The 17,092-nt window shown below is 57.6% G+C and carries 14 protein-coding genes; 2 read left to right on the top strand and 12 right to left on the bottom strand.

All coding sequences use genetic code 11. The features are described 5' to 3' along the window. Positions 1 to 168: 168 nt before the first annotated feature. From Q1J43_RS12475 to carA, 4 genes are all read right to left on the bottom strand, one after another. Positions 169 to 630: a DUF4149 domain-containing protein gene (locus Q1J43_RS12475; protein WP_301102823.1), complete on the bottom strand. Its 462-nt coding sequence runs from the start codon at positions 628 to 630 to the stop codon at positions 169 to 171. Positions 631 to 653: 23 nt separating this feature from the next. Further along, entirely contained in the window at positions 654 to 1,130 is a 477-nt protein-coding gene (gene greA / locus Q1J43_RS12470; RefSeq protein ID WP_301102822.1) for a transcription elongation factor GreA, read from the bottom strand. A 78-nt stretch (positions 1,131 to 1,208) separates the two neighbouring features. Beyond that, complete coding sequence (carB, locus tag Q1J43_RS12465) at positions 1,209 to 4,415, bottom strand: carbamoyl-phosphate synthase large subunit (protein ID WP_301102821.1); 3,207 nt, start codon at positions 4,413 to 4,415, stop codon at positions 1,209 to 1,211. Positions 4,416 to 4,418: 3 nt separating this feature from the next. Beyond that, on the bottom strand, positions 4,419 to 5,567 hold the full coding sequence (gene carA / locus Q1J43_RS12460; protein ID WP_301102820.1) for a glutamine-hydrolyzing carbamoyl-phosphate synthase small subunit: 1,149 nt from the start codon (positions 5,565 to 5,567) through the stop codon (positions 4,419 to 4,421). A gap of 280 nt (positions 5,568 to 5,847) precedes the next feature. On the opposite strand from carA, the gene Q1J43_RS12455 reads away from it, so the two are divergent. Continuing rightward, positions 5,848 to 6,120 carry a hypothetical protein gene (locus Q1J43_RS12455; RefSeq protein WP_301102819.1) on the top strand — a complete coding sequence of 91 codons (273 nt, stop codon included), beginning with the start codon at positions 5,848 to 5,850 and terminating at the stop codon, positions 6,118 to 6,120. Between the two features lie 117 nt (positions 6,121 to 6,237). On the opposite strand, the gene Q1J43_RS12450 is transcribed toward Q1J43_RS12455, so the two are convergent. From Q1J43_RS12450 to phbB, 8 genes are all read right to left on the bottom strand, one after another. Further along, entirely contained in the window at positions 6,238 to 6,768 is a 531-nt protein-coding gene (locus Q1J43_RS12450; protein WP_301102818.1) for a nitrous oxide reductase accessory protein NosL, read from the bottom strand. Continuing rightward, a complete protein-coding gene (locus Q1J43_RS12445) occupies positions 6,765 to 7,577 on the bottom strand; it encodes an ABC transporter permease subunit (RefSeq protein ID WP_366141902.1) in 813 nt (270 codons plus the stop codon). The genes Q1J43_RS12450 and Q1J43_RS12445 overlap by 4 nt, the downstream gene beginning before the upstream one ends. A gap of 5 nt (positions 7,578 to 7,582) precedes the next feature. Beyond that, positions 7,583 to 8,503, bottom strand: coding sequence for an ABC transporter ATP-binding protein (locus tag Q1J43_RS12440; RefSeq protein ID WP_301102816.1), 921 nt, complete (start codon positions 8,501 to 8,503; stop codon positions 7,583 to 7,585). Next, positions 8,484 to 9,737 (bottom strand): nitrous oxide reductase family maturation protein NosD, encoded by a 1,254-nt coding sequence (locus Q1J43_RS12435; protein WP_301102815.1) that lies wholly within the window; start codon positions 9,735 to 9,737, stop codon positions 8,484 to 8,486. The genes Q1J43_RS12440 and Q1J43_RS12435 overlap by 20 nt, the downstream gene beginning before the upstream one ends. Positions 9,738 to 9,750: 13 nt before the next feature. Further along, positions 9,751 to 11,904 carry a 4Fe-4S binding protein gene (locus Q1J43_RS12430; RefSeq protein WP_301102814.1) on the bottom strand — a complete coding sequence of 718 codons (2,154 nt, stop codon included), beginning with the start codon at positions 11,902 to 11,904 and terminating at the stop codon, positions 9,751 to 9,753. A gap of 47 nt (positions 11,905 to 11,951) precedes the next feature. Beyond that, positions 11,952 to 13,895, bottom strand: coding sequence for a TAT-dependent nitrous-oxide reductase (gene nosZ, locus Q1J43_RS12425; protein ID WP_301102813.1), 1,944 nt, complete (start codon positions 13,893 to 13,895; stop codon positions 11,952 to 11,954). Positions 13,896 to 14,021: 126 nt separating this feature from the next. Next, positions 14,022 to 14,591, bottom strand: a complete 570-nt coding sequence (gene phaR, locus Q1J43_RS12420; RefSeq protein WP_301102812.1) for a polyhydroxyalkanoate synthesis repressor PhaR — start codon at positions 14,589 to 14,591, stop codon at positions 14,022 to 14,024. Between the two features lie 131 nt (positions 14,592 to 14,722). Beyond that, complete coding sequence (phbB, locus tag Q1J43_RS12415) at positions 14,723 to 15,466, bottom strand: acetoacetyl-CoA reductase (RefSeq protein WP_301102811.1); 744 nt, start codon at positions 15,464 to 15,466, stop codon at positions 14,723 to 14,725. Between the two features lie 262 nt (positions 15,467 to 15,728). Between phbB and Q1J43_RS12410 the strand changes: the two genes are divergently transcribed. After that, the gene (locus tag Q1J43_RS12410) at positions 15,729 to 17,030 is read left to right on the top strand and encodes a DEAD/DEAH box helicase (RefSeq protein WP_301102810.1); all 1,302 of its coding nucleotides are present in this window, start codon (positions 15,729 to 15,731) and stop codon (positions 17,028 to 17,030) included. Positions 17,031 to 17,092: the final 62 nt, after the last annotated feature.

The following is a 17,092-nucleotide window of genomic DNA, read 5'->3' as shown; positions in this document are numbered from 1 at the left end:
TATGCACATCCAGCCCCACGTACTTGCTAAACTCTTTCATGACCTGCCTCCCTCAATTTAGGCTCTGCGCCTACGGTTGAACAAACCCCAAGCGTAACCCTCGTCGCTTGAGGTGTGGCAGGTCAATACATGATGTCTAAGCCTTACGTTGCGACCGCTGCATCCAGTTCACTTTACCCCGCGCTCCGCACCGACCACCAGCAGCAAGCCGAGTAGACTCTGCAACAGGTAAAGAATGCTCGAGATGCCGTGCCAGGTAGCAAAGCGATCACGCAGAACACTCTCCATCACCTCACGTGGCAAGGCCTCGGTCTTCAGGTGTGCAAGCCAGGGCTGGATGCCAAACAAGCTGACCACGGTCAGTGCCAGCATCACCACAACCAGCCAGAAGACTCCGCGTTTCAGGGCAGCGCTACCCAGACGCAGCGCCATGGAAAGCAACAGATAGGTAGCACAGGCCAGACCCACCCAGCCGATCAGCGCAAAAAGCTTGCCGGCCAGCATTCCCGCCAGTTGCCGGTCGGCCAGGGTGGCAAAAAGGGACGGTGCGACGAGATAGCCGATCGTCCACAGGCCACCGACCCACATCGTCAGCGTTATGGTGTAAAGGGCGTCAGCTAAACGTCGCACGATAGAATTCTCAAAAAACCAGCTTATTCGTAACGCACATCAAGCACTTCGTATTCACGCAGCCCACCTGGTGCCTGAACCTGGGCAATATCGCCGGAGAATTTTCCGATCAGCGCCCGGGCAATCGGGGAATTGATCGAAATTTTCCCACACTTGATATTCGCTTCATCTTCACCAACGATCTGGTAAGTGACCTGTGTCCCGGTATCCTGATCCTCAAGATCGAGTGTCGCCCCAAAAACACAGCGCCCATCCGCATCAAGCAGTTTTGGATCGATGATCTGGGCATTCGAAAGTTTACCCTCGACCTCCTTGATGCGCCCCTCGACGAAACCCTGACGCTCCTTGGCGGCATCATATTCGGCATTCTCCGAAAGGTCGCCGTGCGAACGCGCCTCGGCGATGGCCGCAATCACACTGGGCCGCTCCACCGTTTTCAGTTGATGCAGTTCGGCACGCAGCTTTTCCGCACCGTTGACGGTCAAGGGTACTTTACTCATGGTCTTTACTCTCGTGATGACTACCAAAGCAAAACCGCCGGGCCTGGAAAATGGCGTCGCCGGCGGTTTATGGCTTGTTTAACTTAGTTGTGCGTGCAGCGCCTGGATCGAATAAACCATCAGTTCGCCGCGGTTCTTTATGCCTACGGCTGCGGCCTCTGCTCCCCAGACCGTGGTGTACATTGTCACCCGAGCGGCCAATCCGGATGTCCGTATGGACCGCGAATCGTTGATCGCCTGACGTTTCTCATCCACCGTATTGATGATCAGCGAAATCTCCTTGTTCTTGATCATGTCAACGATATGCGGTCGGCCTTCGGTCACCTTGTTAACCACCGCGACTGGAATGCCTGCTGCTGCAATCGTTGATGCTGTGCCACGGGTTGCGAGGATACTAAATCCGCTCGCGTGCAAATCACGGGCGATCTCAACAACTTTGGTCTTGTCGGACTCCTTAACGCTGATAAAGACCTTGCCGGTGTCAGGAAGTTTCACGCTGGCCGCCATCTGGCTCTTGACGAAGGCTTCCTCAAAGGTTCTTCCGACGCCCATTACCTCGCCGGTTGATTTCATTTCCGGTCCGAGAATGGTATCCACGCCAGGAAATTTGTTGAACGGAAAGACGGCTTCCTTGACCGAGAAATAGGGCGGGATTATTTCCCGGGTCACCCCCTGGCTGGCAAGCGACTGTCCGGCCATGCAACGCGCGGCGATCTTTGCCAACTGTAGTCCGGTCGCCTTGGAAACAAAGGGCACCGTGCGTGAGGCGCGGGGATTGACTTCAAGCACATAGACCACGTCGTTCTGGATGGCGAACTGCACGTTCATCAGGCCGCAAACATTGAGCGCCCCGGCCATCAGCTTGGTCTGCCGGCGCAGTTCATCCTGCACGTCTGCCGACAACGAATAGGGCGGCAGCGAGCAGGCCGAGTCGCCTGAATGCACACCGGCCTGTTCGATGTGTTCCATGACACCGCCGATGATCACTTCGTCGCCGTCAGACAGCGCATCGACGTCAATTTCAACGGCATCGTTGAGAAATCGATCGAGCAACACCGGCGAATCGTTTGAAACCTTCACTGCCTCGCGCATGTAGCGCTCGAGGTCACGCGCTTCGTGCACAATTTCCATGGCCCGCCCACCCAACACATAGGACGGACGAACGACCAGTGGGTAGCCAATTTCGGCAGCCAGACGCAAGGCATCGGGTTCCGTTCGCGCCGTACGGTTTGGCGGCTGCTTGAGGCCAAGTTCCTCAAGCAGTTTCTGAAAACGTTCGCGGTCTTCAGCGGCGTCAATCATATCCGGACTGGTGCCGATGATCGGCACCCCGTTGGCCTCAAGGTCACGCGCCAGCTTGAGCGGCGTCTGACCACCAAACTGAACGATGACCCCGACCGGCTTTTCGATAGCAACGATTTCGAGTACGTCTTCTAGCGTCAGCGGCTCGAAATAGAGTCGATCCGAGGTGTCGTAGTCGGTTGAAACGGTTTCCGGATTGCAATTGACCATGATTGTTTCATAGCCATCCTCGCGCAATGCAAGCGCCGCATGAACGCAGCAGTAGTCGAATTCAATGCCTTGACCAATGCGATTGGGACCGCCGCCGAGCACCATGATCTTCTTCCTGTCGCTCGGTTTTGACTCACACTCGTCCTCGTAAGTCGAGTACATATAGGCCGTACTGGTCGAAAACTCTGCGGCGCAGGTGTCCACACGTTTATAGACCGGGCGAATACCCATGGCGTGCCGGCGTGCGCGCACGTCGGCATCGCTGGTCTTCAGCAATTTGGCCAGCCGACGGTCGGAAAATCCCTTGCGCTTGAGTTCGCGCAAGGTCACCGCGTCAAGCTCATCAATAGCCATGTCGTCGAGTTTCATCTCGATCCTGACAATATCCTCGATCTGGGCCAGGAACCAGGGATCGATATGGGTCAGGGCATGCACTTCTTCCAGTGTGAAACCATTTTCGAATGCATCGCCGACATACCAGATACGCTCGGGTCCGGGTTCGCCGAGTTCGCGCTCAAGCTCCTCGCGGTCGGTGGTTCGCTGGTTCATGCCATCGACCCCCACCTCAAGGCCGCGCAAGGCCTTCTGGAAGGATTCCTGGAAGGTGCGCCCGATAGCCATCACTTCACCGACGGACTTCATCTGCGTGGTCAGGTGCGAATCGGCCGTCGGGAATTTCTCGAAGGCAAAGCGTGGCACCTTGGTCACCACGTAGTCGATTGACGGTTCGAAAGACGCCGGTGTCTTGCCACCAGTGATGTCGTTGGCCAATTCATCCAGGGTGTAGCCCACGGCCAGTTTGGCCGCCACCTTGGCAATCGGGAAGCCGGTGGCCTTCGAGGCCAGCGCTGACGACCGCGAAACACGCGGGTTCATCTCAATGACAATCATGCGCCCATCGGTCGGGCAGATCGAAAACTGCACGTTGGAACCGCCGGTATCGACACCAATCTCGCGCAGGACCGCCACCGAGGCGTCGCGCATGATCTGGTATTCCTTGTCGGTCAGCGTCTGCGCCGGGGCTACGGTGATCGAATCGCCAGTATGCACACCCATCGGGTCGAGGTTCTCGATCGAGCAGACGATAATGCAGTTGTCCTTTTTGTCACGGACAACCTCCATCTCGAACTCTTTCCAGCCGATCAACGACTCTTCGATCAACAACTCATGGGTCGGACTGGCTTCAAGACCGCGTTTGCATATCTCGACAAATTCTTCCTGGTTGTAGGCAATGCCGCCACCCGAACCACCCATTGTAAAGGACGGACGAATAATCACCGGGAAGCCAATCATTGCCTGCACTTGCTGCGCTTCCTCCATCGAGTGCGCTGCCGCCGAACGCGCCGAACCGAGGCCGATTTTGGTCATCGCCTTCTTGAACTTTTCGCGGTCCTCGGCCTTGTCGATGGCCTCCTTCGACGCGCCAATCATCTCGACGCCGAATTTCTCAAGCACGCCATACTTGGCCAGATCGAGTGCACAGTTGAGCGCGGTCTGGCCACCCATGGTCGGCAGCAGCGCATCCGGACGCTCCTTGGCGATGATTTTTTCAACCACTTTCCAGGTAATCGGTTCGATGTAGGTGACATCGGCCATCTCCGGATCGGTCATGATCGTCGCCGGATTGGAGTTGACCAGAATCACCCGGAAGCCCTCTTCGCGCAAGGCTTTGCAGGCCTGTGCTCCGGAGTAGTCGAATTCGCATGCCTGTCCGATGACGATCGGTCCGGCGCCAATGATGAGAATGCTTTTTAGGTCTGTACGCTTAGGCATGAGTTACTTTCTCCCAGCCTGATTATCTTGCATCAGCTTGGTGAACCGGTCGAAGAGGTAGGCCACGTCGTGCGGGCCGGGACTCGCTTCCGGGTGCCCCTGGAACGAAAACGCCGGAACATCGGTCCGGGCCACGCCCTGCAATGAGCCGTCAAACAAGGAAATATGGGTCGGACGCAGATTGGCCGGCAAGGTGCTGGCGTCAACGGCAAAGCCGTGGTTCTGACTAGTGATCAGGACCTGTTGGGTATCGAGGTCCTTGACCGGGTGGTTAGCGCCATGATGACCAAACTTCATTTTGACCGTTTTGGCGCCCGAAGCCAGCGCCAGCAATTGGTGACCGAGGCAAATGCCGTAGGTCGGGATCCCTTGTGCCAGCAACTCACGGATGGCGTTGATCGCGTAAGTGCAGGGTTCAGGGTCGCCTGGACCGTTCGACAGGAAAACACCATCCGGCTTGTATTTGAGTACGTCGCTCGCGGATGTCTGGGCCGGCACCACGGTCACCTTGCAGGCCCGCGCGGCAAGCATGCGCAGGATATTGCGCTTGACGCCAAAGTCGTAGGCAACGACGTGAAACTTTGGCGCAGGTGCGGCCTGATACCCCCTCAGCGTCCATTCGCCTTCATTCCACTCGTAAGGCGAATCAACCGTCACCACCTTCGCCAGATCCATTCCCGCCAAGCCGGGAAAAGCACGTGCTTCGGCCAGGGCTTTAGCCTCATCAAACTCTGTGGCCATGATGCAGCCTGCCTGCGCGCCCTGCTCGCGCAGGATACGCGTCAGCTTGCGCGTATCGATCCCGGCAATGGCAACGACGCCATGGGTTTTCAGGTAGTCGGGCAAGGTCACCTGCATGCGCCAGTTCTCGGCGCGAATCGGCATATCGCGAATGACCAAGCCGGCCGCAAAGTTGGCACGCGACTCGAAGTCCTCCTGATTGCAACCGGTATTGCCGATATGCGGGTAGGTCAAGGTGACAATCTGACGGCAGTAAGAAGGATCGGTAAGGATTTCCTGATAACCGGTCATCGCCGTGTTGAATACCACCTCGCCGCTGGTAGTGCCGCGAGCCCCGATAGCGTAACCACGAAATACAGTACCATCGGCAAGAGCGAGAATTGCGGATGGAAGTGAGGGTAACAACGACACGAAAGGCTCCTGATCCGTAGCTTATATACGCAAAAGCGGGACGGGCGCGCAGCCCTCCCGCTTAACTACTTGCAAATTCCCCGATTGTACCGGAGCCCACTCTTTTCAGCAATTCTCATTCTCAGGCTGCTCATTCTCAGGCTGCTAGAAAAACAGAAAATTGAGTTGATTGAAATTCAGAAGCAGGTCATTGCTGCGAACGTCACCAAGAAAACAGGCCTTGGCCGTCAGTGCGACTGAATCCCTTTAATCTGCCAGGCACCACGAAACGGAGCTAACAATGCCCTATGACTTGGAAGGCGCAAAAGCATTCATGGCGCTATCGAGGCAATTGGAAACAACAGGCATTTCGAGATTCGAGCTAAGGCGAATCGGCAGCATAGGTAACGCCGTTGAAATACAAATTGAAGAGGGCTACGGTAACTCGGAGGCCGTCAGGTATCTCATCAAGGCACTCTACGCGGTGGCTAGCACGTACGAAAAGACAACGGCAAGCAACATCGCTGCGGTGATCAAGAAGATGGAATCCTTGGTATCGACGATGAAAACGTAATGGATGAAAGCAGATATCTACGAACGATCAATACCACCAGTCTCGGACACACAGTCTCACCAGCCAGACGTACAACAAATAGCCGCCGGAATTCATTGTCCGGCTCAAATTAAAGCGCTACATTTTCTCGTCATGGACGATGCCACCGCGCAGATCGACCATGTCCAGAGTCACTTGATCGAAACGTAGGACTTTGCCGCCATACTGTGTTGAGAAGCCTTGAGCATCCGCCTCGGCCGCAAACGATACGACGGTCGGCCCCATCGAACCGCTACGGCTGCTGCCGAGGACGTAGAACGCAGTCTTTGCATCAATCCAGTGGCCTTGTGGATGGGCCCAGTCGGTTTTTCCCATATCCTGCGTGTAGATGGCGGCAATGCGCTTTTTCTGTTCCGGTCGCAGGAAAATGGAAAACATCTCCCGGGTGTCACAGAAGAACTCTGGCTCGCTGTGTTCGTAAAGAATCTGCGCCTTGGGGCCGGGGAAATCCTGCAACACCATGCCATCGAGAGCGCAGGCGGTTCCCTCGCTTATCTCCAGAGCTTGTACTGGCGTCGTCTTTTCACCGCAGCCTGTCAGAAGCAGCGATGCCGAGAACAAAGCGGACAGAACCGTTATGGCTGCGGGCCACGAAAACGCTTTATTCATTTGAACCTCCTGGCCGCCATACCGAGCGGGGTAATAATCCAGAACACCATGACACTGCCGAGCAGCCACGGGTTCGCGAGAGTTTCGGGGAAGACCGTGGCCAGACCATAAAGGCGGCGCACGTCTTCATAGCCGAAGATATTGAGGATGCGGAAAATGTCCGCCGGATTGAGCAGGAGCAGCACCGGAAAGAAATCGAGGCTGAACCGGCCTGCGCTTGCGACCAGGACACCCAGCAGCAGCAGATCATAGACCAGGACGTAGAAGAACCACAGGGCGATGGCGACGCCGCTCGCCCGCACGCGGTCCTGCGCCAGTACGGAAACCATCACCGCCAGGCTGAGGAAAGCCAGGCCGAGCAGGAAAGCGCTGGCGATGAAGCCGCCGTAGTGGTACAGCGCCGCGCTGCCAAGCTGGTAGAAGAGCAGTGCACCGGCAACGCCGAAGCCGCCAACGGTGGCAACGCCCAGCGCACTGGCTAGGCCCAGGAACTTGCCGAGCAGGAGTTCGAAACGGGTGATCGGCATCGACAGCAGCAAGTCGAGCGAACCACGCTCGCGCTCGGCGACGATGGCGTCGTAACCGAGGATGAGGGCGATCAACGGCAACAGATAAATGACCAGGCTAACCAGGCTGGCAATGGTGACGTCGATGTTGCGCCAACCGACAGCGCCTTGTTGGGCCGAGCCGAAATAGGCGATGACCAGGGCAAAAACGGTGAATACGCAGGCGACCGCCAGCACCCAGCGGTTGCGCAGGCGGTCGCGGAATTCCTTGCCGGCGATAACGCCGATGGGCCGAAATTCGATTCTGTTCATGACACGTGCTCCGCATAGCCGAGGAATACGTCTTCGAGCGTCGGCTCGTGTACCTCGATGTCCGAAATCATGGCGCCGAGCCCGGTCAAAGCCGCGAGTAGCACCATCTTTCGCCCACGCTCGCACTCAAGCCGGGCTATATCGCCATCGATAGCAATGACCGTTACGCCTTGCCCGGCAAGACAGCGGCGCAGGTCCGCCTCGGCACCGGTGCGGAAGCTCACGCGCAGGGTCAGCGGCAGGTCTTGTGCCTCGCGTAGCGACTGCACGGTTCCCAATGCCTGGATGCCCCCGTTGCGCATTAGGGCGAGGCGATCGACGCGCTGCTGGATCTCGGCCAGGATGTGGGAGGTGAGCACAACGGTGACGCCGCCGCGACGCAAGTCACGGAGGATTTGATAGAACTCGAGGATGCCGTGCGGATCGAGACCATTGGTCGGCTCGTCGAGAAACAACAGGCGCGGAGAACCAAGCAAGGCCTGGGCAAATCCCAGGCGCTGGCGCATGCCTTTTGAATAGTTGCGAACGCGTTGCCCGGCCGCACCGGCAAGCCCCATCAGATCGAGCAGGCCGGTACACGCGGTCGGGTCGGTGCCTTTGAGGCGGGCAAAGAAATGCAGGGTCTCAAGGCCGGTCAGGTTGTCGTAGAGTGCCAGGCTTTCGGGCAGGTAACCGATGCTGCGCCGCACCTGGCGGAAGGCTTCGCCCCGTACCGCATGGCCGCCGATGCGGATCTCGCCGGCGCTCACCGGCAGCAGCCCGAGCATCATTTTGAACAAGGTGGTTTTGCCGGCGCCGTTGTGGCCGATGAGGCCAAACAGTTCGCCCTCTTCCACCTGCAAGTCCACGCCGGTAACGGCGGTCAGGGGACCGAAGTGCTTGTACACACCGCGTAGTTCAATGAGACTGTTTGCCAAGCCATTCACTCCAATTTGATTTGTGCGGCTGCATACGCGGGTGTTTGTCCACAATGCTCGTGTTGCGTAGCAGTGGAAACTGCCGGGCGATGAGGCGCAGGCTGTGTACCGCCGGGCTGTTGAGCAGGAGTTTGACCAGCGGGTGTTCCCAGGTCAGCCGGTCGACCACGTCGTTGGCTTCGTAGGGGATATCACCGACACCATCGCCATCCGCATCCCAGCCAGCGTAATTGCTCCAGTAGTTGCCCTGCTTGTTGCCCCAGACTTCATCACGGGCAGCGACATAGCGCACCTGCTCGCGGTTCTGGATGAAATCGTTGCCGTCCACATCATTGTGGATCGAACCGGCCCAGACATGAGCACCGACGTGGTTGCCAATCACCTGATTTCCATTGATGACGTTGTACTCGGCATCGTAGATGAAGAAGCCACGGTTGTTGGCCGCCACGACATTGTTTTCGATCACTGAATCCTGAATGGTTCGCAGCATGATGCCGTGATCGGAGTTGCCCCAGGCCACGTTATTACGCACCACCTGGCGCCGTACTTCCATCAAGGCCAGACCGCCCCGGTTCAGGTAACTTTCGTTGTCTTCCCAAAGATTATCGTTGGAATTCATGTAATGGGTGCCGTAACGCAGATGATGCATGCTGTTACCGCGAAACACTGCGTGGTGCGAGACATCGACGTAAATACCGTCGCGCGCAAAACTGATCCGGTTGTCGATGATGCGGGCGCCGGTCGTGTTGTAGAGCTGGATGCCGTTGCCGCGTTGTGCCGAGGCCAGGTCGCGCTTGCCGGTGATGAGGTTGCCGGTAACCTCAGGGCCCTTCAGCTTTTCGATCCATATGCCGAACAGATTGTAGACCAGAACGTTGTTGCGGATGATGACGCGGTCGGACCCCGGCTCGACATAAATTCCCGCATTCTGGGCTGTGAGGTCTGTTCCGCTGTCGCGAATAATCAGACCCTCGATGGTCACGTCGCGCGACTTGATCCGGATGACGTCGCCACGCCCGGTACCGCTCAGGGTCGGACGATCAACCCCGATCAGACGCAAGGGCTTGTCGATCACCAGATGCTCTTCATGGTAGCCGCGCAGCACCCTCACGGTATCGCCGGACTTGGCCAGCCGTACCGCGGCGGCGATGGAAGCGCCCGGCGCTACCTGCCAGTCGACGGCAAAGGCTGATTGACCAAAGAGCAGGAGAATCGCGACAAGCCCCTTCCGCATCGTCAGACAGCCCTTAACGAACTTGTTTAATGGGAATGAAGTAACCATCGTCGCCGATTGGCGTCAGCTCCAAGCCGGCCCGGCGACGCGCCCTGCGCTCCTGTGAGAGAGGTGGGCAGGTGTGATCGTCGTAGTAAAGGATCTGGCATTCGAGGCAAAGCAGGCATTCGCGCTGGTCGATGCGTCCCGCGTCGTCAATGGCCAGTGAACCGCATCCTTTCTGGCAAGCGTGGCAGGTCGTGCATTCGGCCTTGCGTTTGAGCTGGATGAAACGCAAGGTGGTCGGGATGGCGAGCCCGGCGCCTAATGGGCAAAGGTACTTGCAGAACGGTCGCTCGACGAACAGTGAAGCTACGAACAGAACGACCCAGTAGAGAACGAAAGGCCATGCTCGATGCCAGAAGCCGCCAACCAGGAAGGTGGACTTGAAGGGTTCCACCTCGGCCATTTTCTCGGCGCTGCCCAGATCGTAGAACGACACGATCACGAGCACGGCGAAAATGCCGTATTTCACCCAGCGCAAACGATTGTGCCAGGGCATCGGCAAGTGAAACTGGAACCGCTTCAGCCCAAGCGCGCCGGCCAGCTTGAAGGCGAGTTCGGACAGGGAACCATAGGGGCAGAGCCAGCCGCAGAACAAGCCGCGCCCCCAGATGAAAAGCACGGCGAAGATGAACCACCAGAAAATGAAGATCAGCGGGTCGGACAGGAACAGTTCCCAGCGCCATTGATAGACGAGGGAGTGTAGCCAGGTCATGATGTGCGTGACGCTGGGCTGAGCCAGACCGTAGAAGCCAACAAAGGCAATACTTGCCGTCCAGGCCGCGTATTTCGGGATGGAAACCCAGCGGGTGTCCTTGCGCGTTGCGCGCCGCACCAAACGGTCACGCAGGACATAGGTGGCGGTGACTGCAGCTAACAGCAGGACGAAGAGAACAATGTCGAGTTGCTTGCCCTTCCATATCCGCATCCAGGTGGGGTCCGGGCGCAGCACTTCCGGTCGTCCGCCTTCCAGATAGGACGCAGGCAGCCAATACTCGCGGGAGAAATTCGCAAATACCTTGGTTCCGGTTTGCTGGTCCAGCTTGTTGGCCAGGACAACCAGATTCCATGGGTACGCGGCGCTGAAATTGCCGCCGTGCAGGATGAAGATACCCGACTCGCGGTAGGTCGGTGCGCCAGCGGCGGCAATGCCGTAGAGGTTGCGGTAGTCAGTATCGCGGAAGGTATAGGTGTCGATATCCTGAGCGACCTGGATGCGATCGTAGATGCCGCCGCGCACGAAGCCGGAACCCTTGAACGAGCCGGTGCCATTGGCGACGATGAAAATGGCGTGCTGGTCGGGCTTCAAACTCGCCATCAACTGCCGCCAGGCGGAATCACCGAGGATGTTGCGACCTACGGCAGGTGCATTCAGGTAGCCGAAATAAAGATCCGTGTAGGGTTCGCCATTGCCGGCGATTCCCAGTTGCTCAGGCCGGATGGAGAGGTGTTGAACGCTACCCTCGTCAACGAGAGTTTTCCACGAAAGCGTTGAGTTCTGCGCGGTGAGACGCGCGGCCGGCTTGGTTACGGACTTGACGATACCGACCTGGTTGGCAATAGCGTAGGCGCAGCGCATCACCACCTGGTTTTCGGCAATAACGGTTACTGTTGCACCGCTGATGGCATTCAAGCCGATGTGGTCTTCGCCGGCCTGTGACGTGCCGATTTCAACCTTGGCGCCCGCAAACAGGCCGACGTACTGGGCGATGAATTTGGCGAGTTCGCGTTCCGGGATGCCGACGAGCAGGATCGGCTCGCTGTGCTTGAGAATGCGCACGCCGCTGATGATGCCTTTGGTGTCCATTCCGATCAAGGTCACTACCGGCTTGCCGGAGTAGGCGGGAATATCCACGATGTCCGTGGACAGAAAGACATAGCCGACCAGTTCACGTGTCAGACCTGTGCCGCGGTAGGCCTCAACATAGCTGGGGCGGCCTTTGCGCGGCGAAAAACTGTCGGCGCCAGGCATTACCTCCCGACAGGGTGCATAGGCGCACAGATCGGGATCAGTGCTCAGTTGTGGCGGCAGCGGCGCATCGTAAGAGCTGCCGTAACTGGTGGACGACCACGCGAGCAGAAGGACGAACTGACCGAATCCAGCAAGAAACCGATACGGCTTCATAGAAGGGGGAACGTGGGGAGGGCCCCACGCCTTTCAACAAGACGCCATTATGCTTCGACGATCATGCGTCCGCGCATTTCCAGGTGCAGTGCATGGCAGAAGTGAGTGCAGTAGTACCAATACACCCCGGGACGCTCGACCTTGAAGGTCACCGACTTGGTTTCCTGGGGACCGACGATGAAGCTGATATCGTGGTTCTCGAGGCCGAAGCCGTGGTGCAGATCTTCCACAACATCGTGGTTGGTCAGGATGATGGTCACCTCGTCGCCCTTCTTGACCACGAATTCCGTGGGCGTGAAAACGGGAGCCACCGACATGATGCGCACGGTAACCTTGTTTCCATTGCGCTTGACGCCGACGTCTTCGCCCTTCACCGCAATAGGGGAGTCAGACATTGTGTAGATCTGCGTCGGCTTGATGATGTCACGCCGTACGATGATCGCATCATGCGGTTCGGGGTAGGCGGTATGGTCGTGCAGGAGCACCATCTTGTCGCCGGTGATGTCGATCAACTGTTCGGTCTCGACGTGGACCGGTCCCACCGGCAGGAAACGGTCCTTAGAGAACTTGTTGCCGGAGTTGAAGTATTTGCCGTCGGCCTCCTTTGTTTCGCCCATCGAGGTATAGCCGTGGCCCGGCTGGTAATGCACGTCGATGCGGTCGAGCACCACCTTGGCCTGCTTGTCGCCCTTGAACTGCGCGATGGCGGCAGCGACGTTCCATTTGACCACCTGGCTGTCGAGGAAGAGCGAGGTGTAGGCGTTGCCGCGGCCGTCGAAGCCGGTGTGCAAGGGACCCAGGCCGATTTCCGGCTCGGCAACAACGGTGTCGCGCGGCTCTTTGAGTTCGCCGTTGAACCACTTCAGCACCAGTTCATGCTCGATCACCGTCGCGGTCGGCGACAGCTTGCCGGCGCAGACGTAGTACTTGCCGTCCGGGGTGATGTTTACACCGTGCGGGTTCTTGGGTACCGGCACGTAGCAGGTTAGCGCCGTCTTCGGGTCCTTGTTGGCTGCTTTCGTTCCGTCCACTACCGGCACTTTGGAATCGCCGATGGTGAAGGTTTTGCCCGCCTTGATTGTCGCTTCGATGCGCTCGATGTTGAAGAAGACGCAGGCGTCGCGCTCGGCCGACATCATGTCAGCAAACAGGAGTCCGTTTTCGGTGTTGTAGCTGTTGAGAGCCGCCAGCTTGCCGTCATACGACGTGGCACATAGGTCCATATTGCCGTCGATCTTGACCTGCCAGCGAACGGCCATGCTTTCGGCATCGACGCAGGTGAGCAGGCAGGCGTAGGCAGCGGCATTCTTCCAGTCGTTGGGCTTGTTGGGCAACGGCACGTGAAACTCGGCGCCGCAGAACACGCGCGTGGTGTGGTTGATGCTGGCGTCCACCGGGTCGCGCTTGTCCGGGAAAATACCGTGAAAACCCTGAACGTTGGGAATCTCGGTGATCTTGTCGCACTCCAGGTAATCGCCCCGGATGCGGGCCATCCGGTCGTTGAGCTTGTCGTTAACCCAGAAGTACTTGCCGTCGTAAGTGCCGTCGGTGTACGAGCCGTGAACGTGGTGGGTGTCGCCGGTGCGGTACTTGAGGCTGCCGTCTGGTTTGGTGCCGAGAATCTTTTTCGATTCGTTGGTGATGCCCCAGCCTGACATCGCATCGGTGTTGAAAACCGGGATGCGCTTGAGGGTGCGCCCCGACGGTACGCCGTAGATGCGCACCTCGCCCGAGTGCCCGCCGCTGGAGAGTATGTAGTAATCGTCGAGCTGTCCCGGCGCCACGTCGCTCTTGACGTGAGCAACGCCGTCAGCGACCGGTTTGGCTGGAGCCGGTGCACTGGCCGTCGCTGGCGGGGCCTGTTCAGTCTTGTTGCACCCCGCCAGGCCGAGGCTGATGCCGGCACCGGCCAAGCCGGCGATCCCGGCGGTGTTCAGAAATTTGCGCCGCGTGGTAACGGGCGGAACTTCGGGTTTATTGTCATCGCTCATAGTTATGCACTCCTTCAGAGACTCGGGCATTCCACAAGTTTTTAACGGGATTTGCGAAAGCCTTGATTAGCGAAGATTCGCCTCGCGAACGATGGCACGGGTCAACGTACCGTTTAGATAAACCGATTATTTATTATTTGTTTTTTTTACGTCGTTGTTAACGAAACCTGGAGTCTGGATACCTGAAAATATGTTCAGTGTCTGGCTCTTGAGTTGATCCTGCATCTTATGAACCATCTTCTTGCTCTGATCCATGTAGGTCGACATCATCGTCTGCATGGCAGGACCCTGAAAATTCATGAACTGGGACCACATGTCGCTTTGCACCTGCTTGCTGTTTTCACCATAGAGCGAATACGATTGTTCGTTAAGTTTCTTCTGGAAGTCCGTAAACGACTTGATGTTCGTTTCCAGATATTTACCCAGCATCCCCTCCATGGCATGACCGTAGAAACGGATCATCTGCGACAACAACTCGGTGGTGAATAAGGGAACGCCCGCCGTTTCCTCTTCAATGATGATTTGCAGCAGGATGCTGCGCGTCAGGTCCTCGCCACTTTTCGCATCAACCACCTTGAAGTTCTCAAGCGCAAGAACGAGACCTTTGACATCACTCAGGGTGATGTAGGCACTCGTTTTGGTGTCGTACAAACGGCGATTCGGGTATTTTTTGACCAGCCGCAACGACTCAGGCATGAAGACCTCTCCAATGGCAAATCAAACGAAGTACGCTCTTGGAGGCGTATCAATGCTGCATGGCACAATTATACCTCAGAAAAAAAACAGGCTCTGCAACAGAGCCCGTCTTGTTCCTGGTTTGCCGAATGTCACTGATAGTACAAGCCGCCATTGATGTTCATCGTCGCACCGGTCATGAAAGCGGCGATGTCGGAGGCCAGATAAGCACAGGCGCCGCCAATTTCTTCGGGCTTGGCCAGGCGCTTCATCGGCACCGTCTCAATGATGCTTTGCAGGACCTCAGGCTTGATGGCCATGACCATTTTGGTTGCTACATAACCTGGGGCAATGGCGTTGACGGTCACGCCCTTGGCCGCCAACTCGGCCGCCAGCGCTTTGGTAAAACCGATCACCCCGGCCTTGGCCGCTGAATAGTTGGTTTGGCCCGCCTGCCCCTTGAGTCCATTGACCGAGGAAATGTTGATGATGCGCCCCCAGCCACGCTCGGCCATCTTGCTGGAAACCTGTTTGCTCATATTGAACAGGCTGCTCAGGTTGGTGGCAATCACTGCATCCCACTGGCCCAGTTCCATCTTTGCAAACATGCGGTCACGCGTAATCCCGGCGTTGTTCACCAGAATATCAATCGGCCCTGCCTTGGCTTCTGCCTCGGCGACCATGGCAACACACGAGTCAAAACTCGAAATATCGCCAGAAACACAAACGAAATCCTTGAAACCGGCATCAGCCATTTCCTTGGTCCACTCATCCGGCTTGTCGAATTCGGGATGGTAGGCGGCAACCACCTTGTGTCCAGCCTTGCAGAGTTCCTGACAGATTGCGGTACCGAGACCGCCCATCGCACCTGTAACCAGAGCAACACGTTGCGTCATGATATTTCCTTTCGTTTATAAACCAATGGGATTGCCGTTTTTTCCTTCCCTTCATTGTACGACCGACAACAATAGATTAGAAAATGGCAGGACCGTGATACTATCAGGTTTCCTCGTGGCGCCATTCAACAGTCTTGGTGCTCGTCCGATCTGGCTAGGCATTCTCGCCTGCCCGACCCACAAATCCCGTTGTATTTGCCCAGACTGGTACGTGCATTAGCGGGTTCCGCGCACGCATGGCAAATATCTGGAGTTCTCTCGCATGAAATTTACCGAACTGGGTCTCGTACCCGAGATCCTTCGTTCCATTGCCGATCAAGGCTACGAAACCCCTACCCCGATTCAGGCCCAGGCCATTCCCGTTGTTCTTTCCGGACGCGACCTGATGGCCTGCGCGCAAACAGGTACCGGCAAGACCGCCGGCTTTACCCTGCCCATTCTTAACCGTCTGGCGGCCTCCCGGGTAAGCGGGCCGCGAAAAATCCGCGTACTGATCCTGACACCGACGCGCGAGCTTGCTGCTCAGGTTGAGGAAAGCGTTCGCACTTACGGCGCCCACCTGCCCTTCAAGTCACTCGTCATTTTTGGCGGCGTCGGCATGAATCCGCAGATTTCAGCGCTCAGGAGCGGCGTCGACATCCTCGTAGCCACCCCCGGTCGACTGCTCGACCATGTGCAGCAGCGCAACATCGACCTTTCGGGCGTTGAAGTTCTGGTCCTCGACGAAGCCGACCGGATGCTCGACATGGGCTTTATTCACGACATCAAACGCGTCATCGCACTGCTGCCAAAGAAGCGGCAGAATCTGCTCTTCTCAGCGACCTTTTCGGATGAAATACGCACCTTGGCCAGCACCTTTCTGGTTCAGCCCGAATATGTCGAGTCCGAGCGGCGCAATACGGCGCCGGAACTCGTCAAGCAGTACGTCTACAAAGTCGACCGCGAACGCAAGCGTGACCTGCTGGTCGATCTGATCAGGGACAATGGCTGGTATCAGGTACTAGTATTCACACGCACCAAATGGGGCGCCAATGGCCTTGCCGACAAGCTGCTCAAGGCCGGCATCGAAGCTGACGCCATTCACGGCAACAAGAGCCAGAATGCGCGCACCCGGGCTCTGGCCAACTTCAAGAGCGGCAAGCTGCACGTTCTGGTCGCCACCGACATCGCGGCGCGCGGTATTGATATCGACGAGTTGCCTCATGTCGTCAATTACGAATTGCCGAACGTCGCCGAAGACTACGTGCATCGCATTGGCCGTACCGGCCGCGCAGGCACCGAAGGCTCTGCCGTTTCGCTGGTCTGCGTCGATGAACTCAAGCTCTTGCACGACATCGAGCGCCTGCTCAAGAAACAGATTGAGGTCGTGGCCTATCCGGACTACGCGCCCGACCCCAGCATCCGCGCCGAACCAATTCTGATGCGTTCGGCCGGTACCCGCGGCGGACAACGCTCTTCGAGCGGCCGTCCGGGTGGCGGTGCACGCCCAGGTTCACCCAGCCGCTCCAGCAGCGGCAAGCCGTCAGCCGGCGGTGCACACCGCAGCGGCAACCGGCACCACTAAACGTCATCAATCGTCCGGAAGCATCAGGATTTCGGCTGACACGATAAAATGCGCAGATCAGC

This window comes from Propionivibrio sp., assembly GCF_029255185.1.
In the GTDB taxonomy this organism is placed as follows: Bacteria; Pseudomonadota; Gammaproteobacteria; order Burkholderiales; family Rhodocyclaceae; genus Propionivibrio.
This window is presented reverse-complemented; position numbering and strand designations above follow the sequence as displayed.

Excerpts from the sequence above, each read along its gene's own strand:
- greA (WP_301102822.1), bottom strand. The coding sequence starts at position 1,130 with ATGAGTAAAGTACCCTTGACCGTCAACGGTGCGGAAAAGCTGCGTGCC.
- phbB (WP_301102811.1), bottom strand. The coding sequence starts at position 15,466 with ATGACGCAACGTGTTGCTCTGGTTACAGGTGCGATGGGCGGTCTCGGT.
- Q1J43_RS12430 (WP_301102814.1), bottom strand. The coding sequence starts at position 11,904 with ATGAAGCCGTATCGGTTTCTTGCTGGATTCGGTCAGTTCGTCCTTCTG.
- Q1J43_RS12455 (WP_301102819.1), top strand. The coding sequence starts at position 5,848 with ATGCCCTATGACTTGGAAGGCGCAAAAGCATTCATGGCGCTATCGAGG.
- Q1J43_RS12450 (WP_301102818.1), bottom strand. The coding sequence starts at position 6,768 with ATGAATAAAGCGTTTTCGTGGCCCGCAGCCATAACGGTTCTGTCCGCT.
- Q1J43_RS12410 (WP_301102810.1), top strand. The coding sequence starts at position 15,729 with ATGAAATTTACCGAACTGGGTCTCGTACCCGAGATCCTTCGTTCCATT.
- carB (WP_301102821.1), bottom strand. The coding sequence starts at position 4,415 with ATGCCTAAGCGTACAGACCTAAAAAGCATTCTCATCATTGGCGCCGGA.
- Q1J43_RS12435 (WP_301102815.1), bottom strand. The coding sequence starts at position 9,737 with ATGCGGAAGGGGCTTGTCGCGATTCTCCTGCTCTTTGGTCAATCAGCC.
- phaR (WP_301102812.1), bottom strand. The coding sequence starts at position 14,591 with ATGCCTGAGTCGTTGCGGCTGGTCAAAAAATACCCGAATCGCCGTTTG.
- nosZ (WP_301102813.1), bottom strand. The coding sequence starts at position 13,895 with ATGAGCGATGACAATAAACCCGAAGTTCCGCCCGTTACCACGCGGCGC.